The sequence below is a fragment of the Microbispora hainanensis genome (assembly GCF_036186745.1).
GTDB lineage: Bacteria > Actinomycetota > Actinomycetes > Streptosporangiales > Streptosporangiaceae > Microbispora.
This window is the reverse complement of the sequence record NZ_CP108086.1, coordinates 8,605,117-8,619,906: the sequence shown is the minus strand read 5'-3', so window position 1 is coordinate 8,619,906 and position 14,790 is coordinate 8,605,117. Positions and strand designations below refer to the sequence as shown.

Sequence of the window (14,790 nt, the reverse complement as noted above, 5' to 3'; positions counted from 1 at the left end):
TCCGTACGCACTAGTGTCTCGGTCGGCCTAGGGTGGAGGAGCAACCGGCGGGACGCGGCCGTATCACGTACCGTGGCGTGCCACAATGGCATGTCGCGGTCTGCGCGACCTCACCACCGGAAAAGAAGAAGCACCTGGGTCCATTCTCGCCATGCGTTCGTTCGAGAGGTGTTCGTGTCGCCTGCAAGTTCGACTCGCTCGAAGCCGTCGGAGCTGAACGAGCCAGTGATTCAGCAGCTCCTCGAGCGTGGGCGCTCGCAGGGTTTCCTCGAGTCCGAGGATGTCCGCAAGGCCTTCGAGGAAGCGGACATCCCGATGTCGCAAGCCGCTGGATTCCTGCGCAGCCTCAGCAAGGAGGGTGTGACCGTCGTGGTGACGGCCGCCGACTCCGCGGCTCCCAAGCGTTCTCGAGGTCAAGCCAAGCGCCGCACCACCGCGCCCGTCAAGAAGACCACCAAATCCGCCGCGGCCAAGGAGTCGCAGCCGGAGACCGTGACCGCCGTGGTGACCGACTCCGCGCCGGCCGCCAAGCCGGCGCCGAAGAAGCCCGCGCCGGCCAAGCCCGCGCCGCCCGCGGCCAAGCCGGCCGCCGCCAAGGCGCCCGCCAAGCCCGCGCCGCCGAAGAAGGCCGCGCCCGCCAAGCCGGAGGCCCCCGCCACGGGTCCCCAGGCCAAGGCGCCCAAGGCCGACTCCAAGCCGAAGTCCGCCGACATCGCCGACGACGAGGACATCGACCTCGAAGGTGACGTCGACATCGAGGACTTCGACATCGAGGTCGAGGACGTCGAGATCGACGCCGAGGTGGAGACCGACGACTCCGACACCGAGGCCGAGGGGGAGGCCGACGGCGACGAGCCCAAGGCCGAGGCGCTCGCCCAGTCCGAGGACGAGGTCCTGATCCTCACCGACGACGATGACGACGCGCCCGTCGCCCAGGTGGCGGCGGCCGGAGCCACCGCCGACCCGGTGAAGGACTACCTCAAGCAGATCGGCAAGGTTCCGCTGCTCAACGCCGAGCAGGAGGTCGAGCTCGCCAAGCGGATCGAGGCCGGCCTGTTCGCCGAGGAGCAGCTCGCCCAGGAGGCCGACAACCTGCCCGTCGACGTCCGCGCCGAGCTGGAGTGGATCGCCGAGGACGGCCACCGCGCCAAGAACCACCTGCTGGAGGCCAACCTCCGGCTCGTGGTCTCGCTGGCCAAGCGCTACACCGGCCGCGGCATGCTGTTCCTGGACCTGATCCAGGAGGGCAACCTGGGCCTGATCCGCGCCGTCGAGAAGTTCGACTACACCAAGGGCTACAAGTTCTCCACGTACGCCACCTGGTGGATCCGGCAGGCGATCACCCGGGCCATGGCCGACCAGGCGCGGACCATCCGCATCCCGGTCCACATGGTCGAGGTGATCAACAAGCTGGCCCGCGTCCAGCGGCAGATGCTGCAGGACCTGGGCCGCGAGCCCACGCCGGAGGAGCTGGCCCGCGAGCTCGACATGACCCCTGAGAAGGTCATCGAGGTGCAGAAGTACGGCCGCGAGCCGATCTCCCTGCACACGCCGCTGGGTGAGGAGGGCGACAGCGAGTTCGGCGACCTCATCGAGGACTCCGAGGCCATCGTCCCGGCCGACGCCGTGAGCTTCACGCTGCTGCAGGAGCAGCTGCACTCCGTTCTCGACACGCTGTCGGAGCGCGAGGCGGGCGTGGTCTCCATGCGGTTCGGCCTCACCGACGGGCAGCCGAAGACCCTCGACGAGATCGGGAAGGTCTACGGCGTGACCCGCGAGCGGATCCGCCAGATCGAGTCCAAGACCATGTCGAAGCTGCGCCACCCCTCCCGTTCGCAGGTGCTGCGCGACTACCTGGACTGACGCACGACTCGATCGTCCCTCCGGCCACGCACCACGGCCGGGGGGACGATCGTGTTTACGCCGACGTAACATCGTGGTAGCGCTGTGGGCACGGCGATGCTCCTAGGCTCGCGCCTCATGGGAGTGATCGAAGTGGATCGGGCGCGTGCTCGGGGGCCACGAGTGATCCCGGACCGCCCTTGGGCGGACACCATGCTCGACGAGGCGGTCGAGGCCGTCTCCCGGGGTGACCTCAGACCGGCGGCGGTGGTCCTCGCGGACAGCAGGGGCGACCCGGAGAAGCGGTCGCTGCGGGTGGAGGCGCTGTCGCGCGCCGTCATCGGCGCGAGCCGGTCGATAGAGGCGTTGATCGCCTACGACCAGGGCAACCCCGACCTCTGGCTGTGGCTCGGCCGGGCCCGCCTGGAGGAGGCCTGGGAACTGCGGCCCGACGTACGGGCCAGGGCGGTGCAGGCGGACCGGCAGCACGCCTACCAGTCGGCGATGGAACGGGCCAGGCAGCCGCTGCTGACGGCGGCGGGCCTCGCGCCGAGTGACCCCGTTCCCTGGGAGTGCCTGATGTGGCTGGCGATCGGGCTCGACCGGCCGCGCGCGGACAAGGACGCGGTCTGGTACGAATGCTCCCGCCGGTGGCCGACGCTGTATTCGGGGGCCCTGGCCCGCCTGATCACCCTGTCGCCCGGCTGGGGCGGCACCGCGGCGGAGATGCTCGCATTCGCCCGCTCGGCCGCCGCGCACGCCCCGGAGGGCAGCCCGCTCCCGGCGCTCGTGCCGCTGGCCCACTTCGAGATCGTCGCCGCCGCCCGCACCCCCATGTCGCGGGGCGGCTGGTTCTCCTTCGAGGCGCAGCGCGACATCGTCTCGGCCGCCGGTCAGTGGGCGGAGCGGCGCCTCGGCGGGGCGCACCCGCGCTCGGTGGAGGCGCACAACGTCTTCGGCGCCGCCTTCTACCTGTCCGACCTCAGGCGTCCGGCGCGGGGGCACCTCGCCAGGACGGGCGGCCGGTTCAGCCGGGTGCCCTGGTCGCACCTCGGCGATCCGGCGCAGCAGTACCGCCGGGCCTGCGCCCGGCTCAACCTCTGACTCACTCGTCCACGATCACGTCGAGGATCCGCGGCTTTCCCCGGCCGGCCGGCGCGGCCGGTTCCACGCGATGCCCGAGGCCGGTCAGCAGGTCGGCGAGATCCCCGGCCGTTCGAGGGCGATCGGGTGTCTCGAGGAGCGCGCGGGCCACGACGCCCCGGGTGGCCTTCGCCATGTGGCTGACGACGGTCCGCTTTCCGGCCGCCTCCCGCAGCACCCGTACGGCCACGCCGCGCTCGCCGGGCTGCCAGGCGGCGGCGTACGTCGCGGAGCGCATGTCCACCACGAGCCCCTTGGTCGCGTCGAGCACCGCGCTGATCGACGGCCGCCAGAACGCGGCCAGGCCGCCCATCGGCGGCAGCCGTACGCCCATGGACAGGCGATAGGGCGGCACGCGGTCGGATGGGCGCAGCAGGCCCCACAGCGCCGAGAACACCACGATCCGCCGGTCGGCCCGCCGCCGGGCCTCGGGGGAGAGGGTGGCCAGGCCGAGATTGTCGTACAGCACGCCCGTGTAGAGGGCGGCGACGGGCAGCGTGCGTGCCGTGGGAAGCGCCAGGTTGCGCTCGATCTCGCCGGCCTGCCCCTCCGACAGGCCGAGCACGTCGCGCGCCTCGGGCGTCCGGCAGAGCGAGACGAGGGCGTCGAGGACCTTCTCGCGCGGGGAGGCGAGTTCGGGGAAGCTGAGCCGGCGGGCGGCGGAGGTGCCCCGCTCGGCCTTCCCCTCCGACGGAGGAAGCAGGATGAGCACGGTTTCGCAGCCTACTGCGCCCCGACCGGAGAGTTTCCCCCGATCGGGGCGCAAGGTCGTGCCTGACAAATCAAGCCCTGCTGCGCGTGGCCCGGGCGGCGCCTCGCTGCGTTCTCGTCCCACCCGCGGAGATCGCTCGCAGGCTCACAATCTCCGCGGGCCCGGGGTCGTCGCCCGTAGCCTCCGGCTACAAGCTCCTCCGCCGCCTTGCGATGCGTCCGCCTGCCCGCTCGTGACGGGCGGCATTTGTCAGACACTCTCCAGGCCCGGCCTACTCCTGGCCGGTCTTGACCGCCTTGAGCACGGCCTCCGCGATCGAGCGGGGGTCCACGCCGAAGTGCTTGCGGACCGACTCGCGGGTGCCCGACAGGCCGAACCCGTCGGTGCCGAGCGAGGTCCAGGGCCGGTCGATCCACGGGCTGATCTGGTCGGGCACCGCGCGCATCCAGTCGCTGACCGCGATCACCGGCCCCTCGGTCCCGGCCAGGGCCTGCCGGATGTACGGCACGCCTTCGGTGGACATGGCGTCGCGGCGCAGCTCGCTCCAGGAGGTGACCGACCACACGTCCACGCCAAGGCCGTACTCCTCACGGAGCAGCCGCTGCGCCTCCAGGGCCCAGTGGATCGCGGTGCCGCTCGCCAGCAGGTGGGCCTGGCCGCCGCCCTCGGAGAACCGGTAGATCCCCCGGAGGATGCCCTCCTCGACGCCCTCGGGCATCGCGGGCTGGGGGAGCGGCTCGTTGTAGACGGTCAGGTAGTAGAACACGTCCTCGCCGTCGGGGCCGTACATGCGCCGGAGCCCCTCACGCACGATCGCCCCCACCTCGTAGGCGAAGGCGGGATCGTAGGCGAGGCACGCCGGGTTGGCGGAGGCGAGCAGATGCGAGTGACCGTCGGCGTGCTGCAGGCCCTCCCCGGTCATCGTGGTCCGGCCGGCGGTGGCGCCGACGAGGAACCCGCGGCCGAGCTGGTCGGCCAGCGCCCACATCTGGTCGCCGGTGCGCTGCCAGCCGAACATCGAGTAGAAGATGTAGAAGGGGATCATGACTTCGCCGTGGGTGGCGTAGCTGGAGGCCGCGGCCGTGAACGACGCCATCGACCCGGCCTCGGTGATGCCCTCCAGGAGGATCTGCCCGTCGGTCGCCTCCTTGTACGCCAGCAGCAGGTCGCGGTCGACGGACTCGTAGCGCTGGCCGAGGGGCGAGTAGATCTTGGCTGTGGGGAACAGCGACTCCATGCCGAAGGTCCGGGCCTCGTCGGGCACGATCGGCACCCAGCGGCGTCCCGTCTCCGGCTCCTTCATCAGGTCCTTGACCAGGCGGACGAAGGCCATCGTCGTGGCCACCGGCTGCTTGGAGCCCTTCTCCAGAGCGCGGAACGGCGTCTCGGACGGGGCCGGCAGCGGATGGTAGGAGACCGTGCGGCGGGGGATCGGCCCGCCCAGCTCGCGGCGCCGCTCGGCGGCGTACCGCGCCTCCGGCGAGTCGGCGCCGGGGTGCACGTAGGGCGGCAGGTCGCCGTCTAGCGCCGAGTCCGGCACCGGCAGGCCGAGCCGGTCGCGCAGCGCGCGGAACTCGTCCTTGCTGAGCTTCTTCATCTGGTGGTTGGCGTTGCGCGCCTCGATGCCCGCGCCGAGGGTCCAGCCCTTGACGGTCTGCACGAGGATCACCGTGGGCGCGCCGCGGTTGTCCAGGGCCCTGCGGTAGGCGGCGTACACCTTCCGCGGCTCGTGGCCGGCCCGGGACCCGCCGACGATGCGCTGCAGGTCCTCGTCCGAGTGCGGCACGTCAATCCCGTGGAACAGCCGCTCCCTGATGTAGGCGCCCGACGACGCGGCGAACGTCTGGAACTGCCCGTCCGGCACCTCGCCCAGCCGGGCCACCAGCTCGTCGGAGGTGAGCAGGCTGTCCCACTCCTGGCCCCACAGCGCCTTGACGACGTGCCAGCCCGCGCCCCGGAAGACGCTTTCGAGCTCCTGCACGATGCGGGTGTTGCCGCGTACGGGTCCGTCGAGCCGCTGCAGGTTGCAGTTGATCACGAACGTGAGGTTGTCGAGCCCTTCACGGGCGGCCAGGGTGAGGGCGGCCGTGGCCTCCGGCTCGTCCATCTCGCCGTCGCCGAGGAAGGCCCATACGTGGCTGTCCGAGGTGTCCTTGATGCCGCGGTTGTGGAGATAGCGGTTGAACCTGGCCTGATAGACCGCGTTGAGGGGGCCGAGGCCCATGGAGACGGTGGGGAACTGCCAGAAGTCCGGCATGGATCGGGGGTGGGGGTACGACGGCAGCCCGCCCTCGGGCTCCCGCCGGAACAGGTCGAGCTGGGCCTCGCTCAGCCTGCCCTCCAGGAAGGCACGCGCGTAGATGCCGGGGGAGGCGTGGCCCTGGAAGTAGACCTGGTCGCGGCCGCCCTGGAAGAAGTGGTTGAAGCCCACCTCGTACAGCCAGGCGGCCGAGGCATAGGTCGCCAGGTGTCCGCCGAGCCCCAGCCGGCTGCCCCTGGTGATCATCGCCGCGGCGTTCCACCGGTCGTACGCGGCGATGCGTTCCTCCATCTCCAGGTCACCGGGGTAGCCGGGCTCCTCGGAGGTGGAGACGGTGTTGATGTAGCGGGTGGTCGTCGCCAGCCGCCTCAGCAGGTAGTCGGCCCGTTCGGGGCCGGCTGCACGGCGGACCGCCTCGAGGGATTCGAGCCACTCGGCGGTCTCCTGCGGATCCAGGTCTTCTACCATGAATCTATTAAATCACCCTATGATCGATCATCGGATGTATCCTGGGCCCTATCATCGGCCTCGTGGAACCCGTGCTGCGGCCGCCGCTTCGCGACCATATCCGGCAAACGGTGCTCGACGGCCTCATCCACGGCCGATGGAAGCCCGGCGACCGTATCATCGAGCGTCGTGTGGCCGCCGAGCTGGGTGTCAGCCAGGCCCCCGTGCGTGAGGCGCTGCGCGAGCTGGAGGCGCTCAGGCTCATCGAGTCGGCGCCCAACAAGGGCGCACGGGTCCGCGGGCTCACCCGGAGCGACCTTCGCGAAGTGTACGAGGTGCGGGCGGGCCTGGAGGAGACGGCCGTCCGGCTGGGCAGGCCCCGCGTGGGGGTGCTGCGTACGCATCTCGGCCGCCTGCGCGACGCGGCGGCCGGCGGTTCCCTGGACGATCAGGTGCGGCACCTCGTGGCCTTCCACCGGGAGATCGTGAAAGCCTCGGGCAACGAGGTGCTGCTGTCGGTGTGGGAGTCGCTCGGCATCGAGGTGTGGTCGCACCTGTCGATCCGCCTGTTCCGGATGAACCTGCACGAGAACGTCGGCCGCCACGAACCTCTGGTGGAGGCGTTCGAGCGGGACGACCCCGAGGTGGGCGTCCTGCTCCGCGAGCACGTGCTCGGCTACGCCCCGCTCGACCCCGGAGGCAGGTAGGGGGTTCGAACCCGGGCAGCGCAGGTCAACTAGGCTGCGGCGGGTGAGTGAGGTGAGCGAGGAGATCGCACGGTTCGACCTCCTGGTCGACGAGGCATGGCCGGCGCCGGGACGGGTCGAGGACGGGGGCTGGGTCTACCGGCACGCGGGCGGTGTGACGAAGCGGGCCAACTCGGTGCTGCCGCTGGGAGAGCGCGCGGATCTGCCGGAGGCGGTCGACCGGGCCGAGCGTTTCTACGCGGGCATCGGACAGCCCTGCGTGTTCTCGGTCGGCATGGGCGCCTCGCCCGGGCTCGACGACGAACTCGGCCGCCGGGGTTATCGGCTCGTGGACCCCACCCTGGTGATGACCAGGCCGATCACCGGCGACGAGGCCGCCGCCGGGGCTCCGGTGGCGGACAGGCCGTCGGAACGGTGGCTGCACACCTGGTGGACCGTGGACGGCGGGCGCCACGACGAGACCGGCGGGGTTCCGGCGCGGACGTGGGGCGAGCGCATCCTCAGCGGGGTGCCCGCCGGGTACGTCCTCCTGGAGGAGGGCGCGGTGGGACGGGCCGTGCCGCAGGGGCGCCGGCTCGGGATCTACTGCATGGCGGTCGAGCCGCACGTCAGGCGGCGCGGGCTGGGCGCGGCCGTGCTGCGCACCCTGCTCGCCTGGGGGCGGCAGCGTGGCGCCGACAGCGCCTACCTGGTGGTGACGGAGGCCAACACCGGCGCCCGCGCGCTCTACGAGCGTGAGGGATTCGCCGTCGCCGGCCGCTACCACTACCGGGTGCGGTCCTGACCCGCGGGCGCCGCCGCCGGGCCCCGGGGGAAGCGGGGAACGGCGGTCGCGCCGGCCGGGCGGCCCGGGCCGAGAGGTTCGTCCGGGCCGATGACGTGGATCGATGATTCATATGGAGACGGCGCGCGGAGCCGACGTCGTCGTCCGCGCTCCGGCACGCCGTCTATGGGGTCAGCGCTCGCCGTCAGGGGCGGTCGCGGGGGATTCACTGAGTCGGGCCGACTCGTCCTGGATCTCAGCACCTTTGTCGCGCAGCACAGCCACGTGCTGACGCCCGTGGTGGGCGCAGAACAGCAACTCCCCACCCACGGGCAGGGTCGCGCGGATGTAGGCCTGAGCACCGCACCGGTCACACCGGTCCAGGGCCGTCAGCGGCTTGATGGGGGCGAGAGCTCCAGTCACGTATCGCCTTTCGGGTCGCCCCACGGTGTGGGGACGTTGGCGTCAGTCACTTGGGACAACATCTAACCGGATACGGGCCTTCCCAATCATGCTCCGAGTACGCCCAGAGCAGAATGATCCGTAAAGTGACCGGGATCACAGCGAAAGTGCCGGTCATAGTGCTGCGCCTGGCAAGCTTGTGCGCGTACAAACATGAGTGGCGTTAAGCTGCGTACGCGTGTTCGATTGATAAGTAGGAGTTGGGTGTGACTGCGGTTCGCGCGGAGACGGGGTACACCGCCCGTCATCTCTCTGTGCTGGAAGGCCTGGAGGCGGTCCGCAAGCGCCCGGGGATGTACATCGGCTCCACGGACACGCGCGGCCTCATGCACTGCCTGTGGGAGATCGTCGACAACTCGGTCGACGAGGCGCTCGGCGGCTACTGCACCCGGATCGAGGTCGAGCTGCACCCCGACGGCTCGATCGAGGTGCGTGACAACGGGCGCGGCATCCCCGTCGACATCGAGCCCAAGAGCGGCCTGGCCGGCGTCGAGCTCGTCTACACGAAGCTCCACGCGGGCGGCAAGTTCGGCGGCGGCTCCTACGGCGCCTCCGGTGGTCTGCACGGTGTCGGCGCCTCGGTGGTCAACGCGCTGTCCTCCCGGGTGGACGTGGAGGTCGACCGCGACGGCAAGGTCCACCAGATCAGCTTCCGCCGGGGCGTGCCCGGCGTGTTCGACGGCGACGGCCCGACCGCCAAGTTCCGCAAGAAGTCCGGCCTGCGCGACGGCGGCCCGGCCCCGCGCCACGCCACCGGCACCCGCGTGCGTTTCTGGGCCGACCGGCAGATCTTCCTGCCCGAGGCGGAGGTCTCGCTCGACGAGATCCACGTGCGGCTGCGCCAGACGGCCTTCCTGGTGCCGGGGCTCACGCTCGTGGTGCGCGACGCCCGCGGCGAGGAACCGGCCGAGGAGACGTTCCGCTTCGACGGCGGCATCAGCGAGTTCACCGAGTTCCTGTCCCGCGACGAGGCCGTGTGCGACGTGCTGCGGCTGCAGGGCGAGGGCCACTTCCACGAGACGGTCCCCGTGCTCGACGAGCAGGGCCACATGACGCCGACGGAGGTCGAGCGGGAGCTCACCGTCGACGTCGCGGTCCGCTGGGGGAAGGGCTACGAGACGACCGTACGCTCGTTCGTGAACGTGATCGCCACGCCCAAGGGCGGCACCCACGTCGCGGGATTCGAGCGGGCTCTGGTCCGCACGATCAACGAGCAGCTCAGGGAGACCCGGCTGCTGAAGAACGGCGACGAGCCGGTGACCAAGGAGGACATCCTCGAAGGGCTGACCGCGGTCGTCACCGTGCGGGTGCCCGAGCCGCAGTTCGAGGGCCAGACCAAGGAGGTGCTCGGCACCTCCGCGGCCAGTCGCATCGTCGCCCATGTGGTCACCCGTGAGCTCAAGGCGCTGTTCGCGAACCCCAAGCGGGGGCAGAAGCAGCAGCTGCGCGCGGTGCTGGAGAAGGTCGTGGCCGCGGCCAAGGCCCGCATCGCCGCCCGCGAGCACCGCGACAACCAGCGGCGCAAGTCGGCCCTGGAAAACTCGGCGCTGCCCGCCAAACTGGTCGACTGCCGCAGCGACGACGTCGACCGCAGCGAGCTGTTCATCGTCGAGGGCGACTCCGCGCTGGGCACGGCCAAGCTCGCCCGCGACTCGGAGTTCCAGGCGCTGCTGCCGATCCGGGGCAAGATCCTGAATGTGCAGAAGGCGTCGGTCGCCGACATGCTCAAGAACGCCGAGTGCGCCGCGATCATCCAGGTGGTCGGCGCGGGGTCCGGCCGTTCGTTCGACATCGAGTCGGCCCGCTACGGCAAGATCATCCTGATGGCCGACGCGGACGTGGACGGCGCGCACATCCGCTGCCTGCTGCTCACGCTCTTCCACCGCTACATGAAGCCGATGGTCGAGGCCGGGCGGGTGTTCGCCGCGGTGCCGCCGCTGCACCGCATCGAGGTCACCAACCCCGGGCGTGGCCAGGACAAGTACATCTACACCTACAGCGACGCCGAGCTGCACAAGGTCCTGCGCGACCTGGAGCGGCGCGGCAAGCGCTGGAAGGACCCCGTGCAGCGTTACAAGGGCCTCGGTGAGATGGACGCCGATCAGCTCGCCGAGACGACCATGGACCCGCGCCACCGCGTCCTGCGCCGCGTGCGGATCGAGGACGTCGAGGACGCCGAGCGCATCTTCAACCTCCTCATGGGCAGCGATGTCGGCCCGCGCCGCGAGTTCATCATCGGCAGCGCCGCCGAGGTGGACCGCGACCACATCGACGCCTGACACATCAGGTCGCCTGGTCGCCGGCCCACCTTCCCCGTGAGGTGTGACGACCGGAGGCCGCCTCTCAGGGCTTGACCTCGCGCAGGCGTCCGGTCTCGACCTCGTAGACGAACCCCCGCACCGAGTCCTTGTGCGGGATGAACGGGTCGGCCGTGATCCTGTTGATCGACTGGATGACGTCCGCGTCGAGGTCGGAGAACGCCTCGGCGGCCCAGTCGGGCTTGATCCCGGTCTCGGCCTCGATGCCCCGGCGGAAGTCGTCGTCGGTGAAGGTCAGCATTCCGCAGTCTGTGTGGTGGATGAGAATGATCTCCCGCGTGCCGAGCAGGCGCTGGCTGATGGCGAGGCTGCGCCGCTCGTCCGCGGTCACCACGCCGCCGGCGTTGCGGATGACGTGGGCGTCGCCCTCGCTGAGCCCGAGCAGGCCGTACACGTTCAGCCGGGCGTCCATGCAGGCGAGGACGGCCACCCCGCGTGCCGGGGGCAGCGGCAGGTGTCCCTTGTCGAAGGCCGCGGCGTATCGCTCGGCGTTGGCGAGGAGCTCGTCGGTGACGCTCATGTGATGCCCCTTCGAATCGTATGAGTCGCTGGGCTCAGCGTTGCCAACTATTCCTACCAAGTCAATAGGTATATGCCGTAGGGGCGCCAGGATCTCCTGTCACGCGTCGAGGTGTCGGTGCCGGAAGGCGTCGTGACGCTCACGTGCGCCGTGGAGCGCCGCTCGCAAGCATGGGTGCTCACCCGCATGGTCGAGCGGACCAACGGTGTGATCGGCGTCGTCGGCCGGCTGGAGTGGAAAGAGGACGGCGTCGGCCCTGGGAAGAGCGCTGACCGGCCGTCACCCCGTCTTGCACTCCGGAGCGGTGGAAACGCCGACACCCCTGCCCGGTCATCGGGAAGGGGTGTCATGGCGCACTCTGGAACTTTCAACCGCACCCGGAAAGACGGCGGCCCCCCGAACTCTCGGGCGACTGATCGGCCCCTGGACATGACGGCTTTACGACATAGGAGCATCGAGAGGCCGCGATCGGCGACGGCCGCGTTCCGCCTCCGGCAACGCCGGTTGCCGCCGGCGCGCCGGCCGAAAGCGCGACCGCTCCGCTCGACAGTCAGGATGCATTGGCGCAGATCGCATAAGGGGCGAGAATCGCATTGAACTGGCTGTTGTTGAAAACCAAGACCTCCCACCCCGTATTTGCGGCGTTCGGCGCGGATGTGACGATAGAGATGGTGCCGTCGCCTGGAGCGAGGGTGCCCACAAGAGTCCTGAATCCGCCGGAAATCACCACTTTTCCGGCGGGGCACATAACTCCCGCGGAATCTATAGATACCGGGTCTGAGGTAAACGCTGCTCCGGTGACGACCTCATAGCCCGAGACTCCCGCCGGGCCTTGCGGGCCTGCTGGGCCTTGCGGGCCTGCTGGGCCCGCTGGACCCTGTGGACCCGCCGGGCCCTGCGGACCTGCCGGACCGACTGGACCTGCCGGACCGACTGGACCTGCCGGGCCCTGCGGACCTGCCGGACCGACTGGACCTGCCGGACCGACTGGACCTGCCGGACCGACTGGACCTGCCGGGCCCTGCGGACCCGCTGCACCTCGATCGCCGTGCGGCCCTGCAGGCCCCTTCGGGCCTGCCGGACCCTGTGGGCCTTGCGACCGTGCCGGCCCCGCGGGTCCCTGCGGACCCGCCACCTGGCTCTGGTGAGGCGCCCCGTCCGTGGTCAAAATCCTGTCCTGCGCGCTCCAGGTCTGCGCCGTCGCGTCAGAGTTCTGCCAGTTGTAGGGGAGCGCCACGGATGTCGTCTCTGTCTTCTGTACCGGCGGCAGCACCTGAGTGAGATCCCGCAGCATGTTCTGGTTCTGGTTCGCGCCCTGACGCTCGTGCTGCCTTTGCTTGTTCTTGCTTTTGTTCTTGTTCTTGTTCTTGTGATTCGGGCCCGGGCGATGAGAGGAGTGAACGGCGGGGCGAAGGTGTCCATGGCGGACTTGAGAGGCTGCCTCACGTGCGGCAGTGGCGGATTCGACGGCGGCGATGTCAACCACGGGTACGGTGCCGGCGGTCAGCACCGTGCCGATTGCGAAACCCCTGAACATGCTGCCGAGCGTGGCCAACGTGATCACCTCTAAATGAGATTCCACCCATAGGTGCGCGATGTCGAAATTTCCCCGGAGAGGCCCGTCGGCCGCAGGCCTCCCGGTGTGGACCATCTTGCATCCATTCATTCGATGCGCCCGTGCCGACACACAGGTGTCACACGCCGCCACCTATTTATTTATCGCTCTATTAATGACAGGTCTTCGGGTTGTCTACTTTATTCAGATAATCCCGTCGCATTCCGGCTTATGCTGAAAGTACGGCATCGAAGAGACCTTCCTCCCGCCGTACGAGGCGAGCGGGCCGTGTCGAGACTCCGCACGGCGATGAGCCCGTCACGCGCGGTCGATGACCTCGCCGGACATCACGCGGCCCCGGCACGCCCGGGTCGGCGAGTGAGCGCACCCGGCGGCGGGTGAGCGGCAGGATCATGAAGAGCCCGAATACGTCGCTAAAGAAGCCGGGCCGGCAGCAGGCGCCACCGGCGACGATCAACGCGCCACCGGAGAGCTCCTTGTCCGGGCATGCGGCCCCGGCTCGATGGCCATGCGCGCCGCCGCCACGCCCACCGGCCCTCGCGGCAGTTACGGCCCTTACGGCTCAGAAGCCGTCAGCCGAGGATGCCGTCGGCGATGTGCCGGGCGACCTCGGACGGTGTGTGACCCTGGTGTCTCCCAGTGCCACCTCCGGTACGCCCGGCGGCCGCACCGTGGCGGGCGTACCGGCTCAGTTGGACTCGATCTCCAGGGTGCTGACCCGGTTGCGGGCCTCCAGCATGCCCTCCCGGTAGCGCTCGTCCCAGGCGGGATCGTCGTCGGGGATGGCCCTGACCGTCTGTCTGGTCAGCTCCACCGGCCCGTTGGGGCCGGGAGCGACCTTGCGTACGACGATCAGGGTCCATCCGTTCTCCATGACCGTGTCGGTCTCCCAGCGGGCCTGCCCGGCCACCTCGCGCCGCGACGCCGGCCTCCCGCCGCGCGCGAGCACCACGAGCAGATATATGAGCACGGCGATGACGATGAGTGTCACCGGAAGGGCGAGCAGGCGCATCGGGGTTGCGGCTTCCTACTTGGTGGGCAGGGCGACGCCTCCAGTATTGCCCGGCGCGTACACCGTGATGCCCTGGGGCAGGGCCTTCAGCTTCTCGATCTCCGCACACGTGGGGCACCTGTTGTAGCCGTCCTGGCGGGCCTTGTTGGCCTCGGCCTCGGCGCGCGCCTGGGCGACCTTCGCCTGCGCCTCGGTGACCTTCGCGAACGCGGCCTGCGCCTGGTTGACCGCCTCCTGGACCTCGGTGGGCAGGGTCACCCGCGAGAGGTTGAAGTGGATGTTGGTCACGAAGTCGGCGCCGAGAGTCGCCTTGAGGTCCTCCGCCAGGCTCGTGTTCACCGCGTTCTGGATCTTGGCGATGTTCGCGTTGTTGCCCTGCTGCGGCAGGCCGGTCTGCTGGGTGCCGCTGTTGTTCTGCACGAGCGCGCAGGAGGAGACCAGCTCGGCGCAGCGGAAGTTGTTGATCTGGGTGCGCAGGTCGTTGTCGATCACGGGACGGATGATCTGGTCGAGGAAGGCCGACCAGCCCTCGTCGCCGTCCCAGGGGTAGTAGGTCCCGCCGTTGGTGCTGCGGAACTTGCGCGTGCCGAACTTGTCGTCGAACGACTTCAGCGTCTCGTGGTCGAGGTTGAGCCCGAAGTAGAGCGTGCCCTCGATGCCCATGTTGACGCCGTCGCTGCTCGGCACGTTGACCACGTCGACGCCGGACTTCTCGCCCTCGCCGGAGTTCGAGGTGATCGTGTAGAACCGCTGCTGCGCCGGATAGCGGTGGATCTGGGACCACCAGCCGATCCAGGTGACTCCGGAACCGGGGTCGATGACCTGGCGGACCTTGTTGTCGTCGAGCGGGCCGCCGTCGCGGACGACCGCCACCTCGCCGCCGCTGGTGCGCTCGAACCCGCTGAAGGCACCGATCAGGGTCGGCGTCCCGACGACGATGAGCGCGAGGATCACCAGGATGGCGATGCGACGGAAGGATCGGCCTGACGTTCCGCCGGAGGCGGAGGATTTGCGGCTGGGCATATGGG

The 14,790-nt window shown here is 69.8% G+C and carries 11 protein-coding genes and 1 pseudogene; 5 read left to right on the top strand and 7 right to left on the bottom strand.

The features are described from left to right. Positions 1-174: 174 nt before the first annotated feature. Both OHB01_RS39010 and OHB01_RS39005 read left to right on the top strand, forming a co-directional pair. On the top strand, positions 175-1,863 hold the full coding sequence (locus OHB01_RS39010) for an RNA polymerase sigma factor (protein WP_260617124.1): 1,689 nt from the start codon (positions 175-177) through the stop codon (positions 1,861-1,863). Between the two features lie 192 nt (positions 1,864-2,055). Further along, positions 2,056-2,946, top strand: coding sequence for a hypothetical protein (locus OHB01_RS39005; RefSeq protein WP_240971006.1), 891 nt, complete (start codon positions 2,056-2,058; stop codon positions 2,944-2,946). Between the two features lies 1 nt (position 2,947). Here OHB01_RS39005 and OHB01_RS39000 read toward each other — a convergent pair whose 3' ends face one another. Next, positions 2,948-3,697, bottom strand: coding sequence for a YaaA family protein (locus tag OHB01_RS39000; RefSeq protein ID WP_142645723.1), 750 nt, complete (start codon positions 3,695-3,697; stop codon positions 2,948-2,950). A 271-nt stretch (positions 3,698-3,968) separates the two neighbouring features. Beyond that, positions 3,969-6,425, bottom strand: coding sequence for a pyruvate dehydrogenase (acetyl-transferring), homodimeric type (gene aceE / locus OHB01_RS38995; RefSeq protein ID WP_328854717.1), 2,457 nt, complete (start codon positions 6,423-6,425; stop codon positions 3,969-3,971). Between the two features lie 71 nt (positions 6,426-6,496). Between aceE and OHB01_RS38990 the strand changes: the two genes are divergently transcribed. Next, positions 6,497-7,111, top strand: coding sequence for a GntR family transcriptional regulator (locus OHB01_RS38990; RefSeq protein ID WP_221889870.1), 615 nt, complete (start codon positions 6,497-6,499; stop codon positions 7,109-7,111). Positions 7,112-7,154: 43 nt separating this feature from the next. Continuing rightward, positions 7,155-7,895, top strand: coding sequence for a GNAT family N-acetyltransferase (locus OHB01_RS38985; protein ID WP_260617122.1), 741 nt, complete (start codon positions 7,155-7,157; stop codon positions 7,893-7,895). Positions 7,896-8,066: 171 nt separating this feature from the next. Here the strand turns inward: OHB01_RS38985 and OHB01_RS38980 are convergent, their stop codons facing one another. After that, positions 8,067-8,297, bottom strand: coding sequence for a DUF7455 domain-containing protein (locus OHB01_RS38980; protein ID WP_079312375.1), 231 nt, complete (start codon positions 8,295-8,297; stop codon positions 8,067-8,069). Positions 8,298-8,542: 245 nt separating this feature from the next. On the opposite strand from OHB01_RS38980, the gene OHB01_RS38975 reads away from it, so the two are divergent. Further along, positions 8,543-10,615: a DNA gyrase/topoisomerase IV subunit B gene (locus tag OHB01_RS38975; protein ID WP_142645720.1), complete on the top strand. Its 2,073-nt coding sequence runs from the start codon at positions 8,543-8,545 to the stop codon at positions 10,613-10,615. A gap of 64 nt (positions 10,616-10,679) precedes the next feature. Here the strand turns inward: OHB01_RS38975 and OHB01_RS38970 are convergent, their stop codons facing one another. From OHB01_RS38970 to OHB01_RS38960, 4 genes and pseudogenes are all read right to left on the bottom strand, one after another. Further along, positions 10,680-11,174, bottom strand: coding sequence for a beta-class carbonic anhydrase (locus tag OHB01_RS38970; RefSeq protein WP_142645719.1), 495 nt, complete (start codon positions 11,172-11,174; stop codon positions 10,680-10,682). Between the two features lie 1,784 nt (positions 11,175-12,958). Continuing rightward, positions 12,959-13,228, bottom strand: a pseudogene (locus OHB01_RS40070) (FxsA family protein); the annotation flags it as partial. A gap of 210 nt (positions 13,229-13,438) precedes the next feature. Next, positions 13,439-13,762 (bottom strand): hypothetical protein, encoded by a 324-nt coding sequence (locus OHB01_RS38965; RefSeq protein WP_142645717.1) that lies wholly within the window; start codon positions 13,760-13,762, stop codon positions 13,439-13,441. 15 nt (positions 13,763-13,777) lie between these two features. Next, positions 13,778-14,785, bottom strand: coding sequence for an SPFH domain-containing protein (locus OHB01_RS38960; RefSeq protein WP_142645716.1), 1,008 nt, complete (start codon positions 14,783-14,785; stop codon positions 13,778-13,780). Positions 14,786-14,790: the final 5 nt, after the last annotated feature.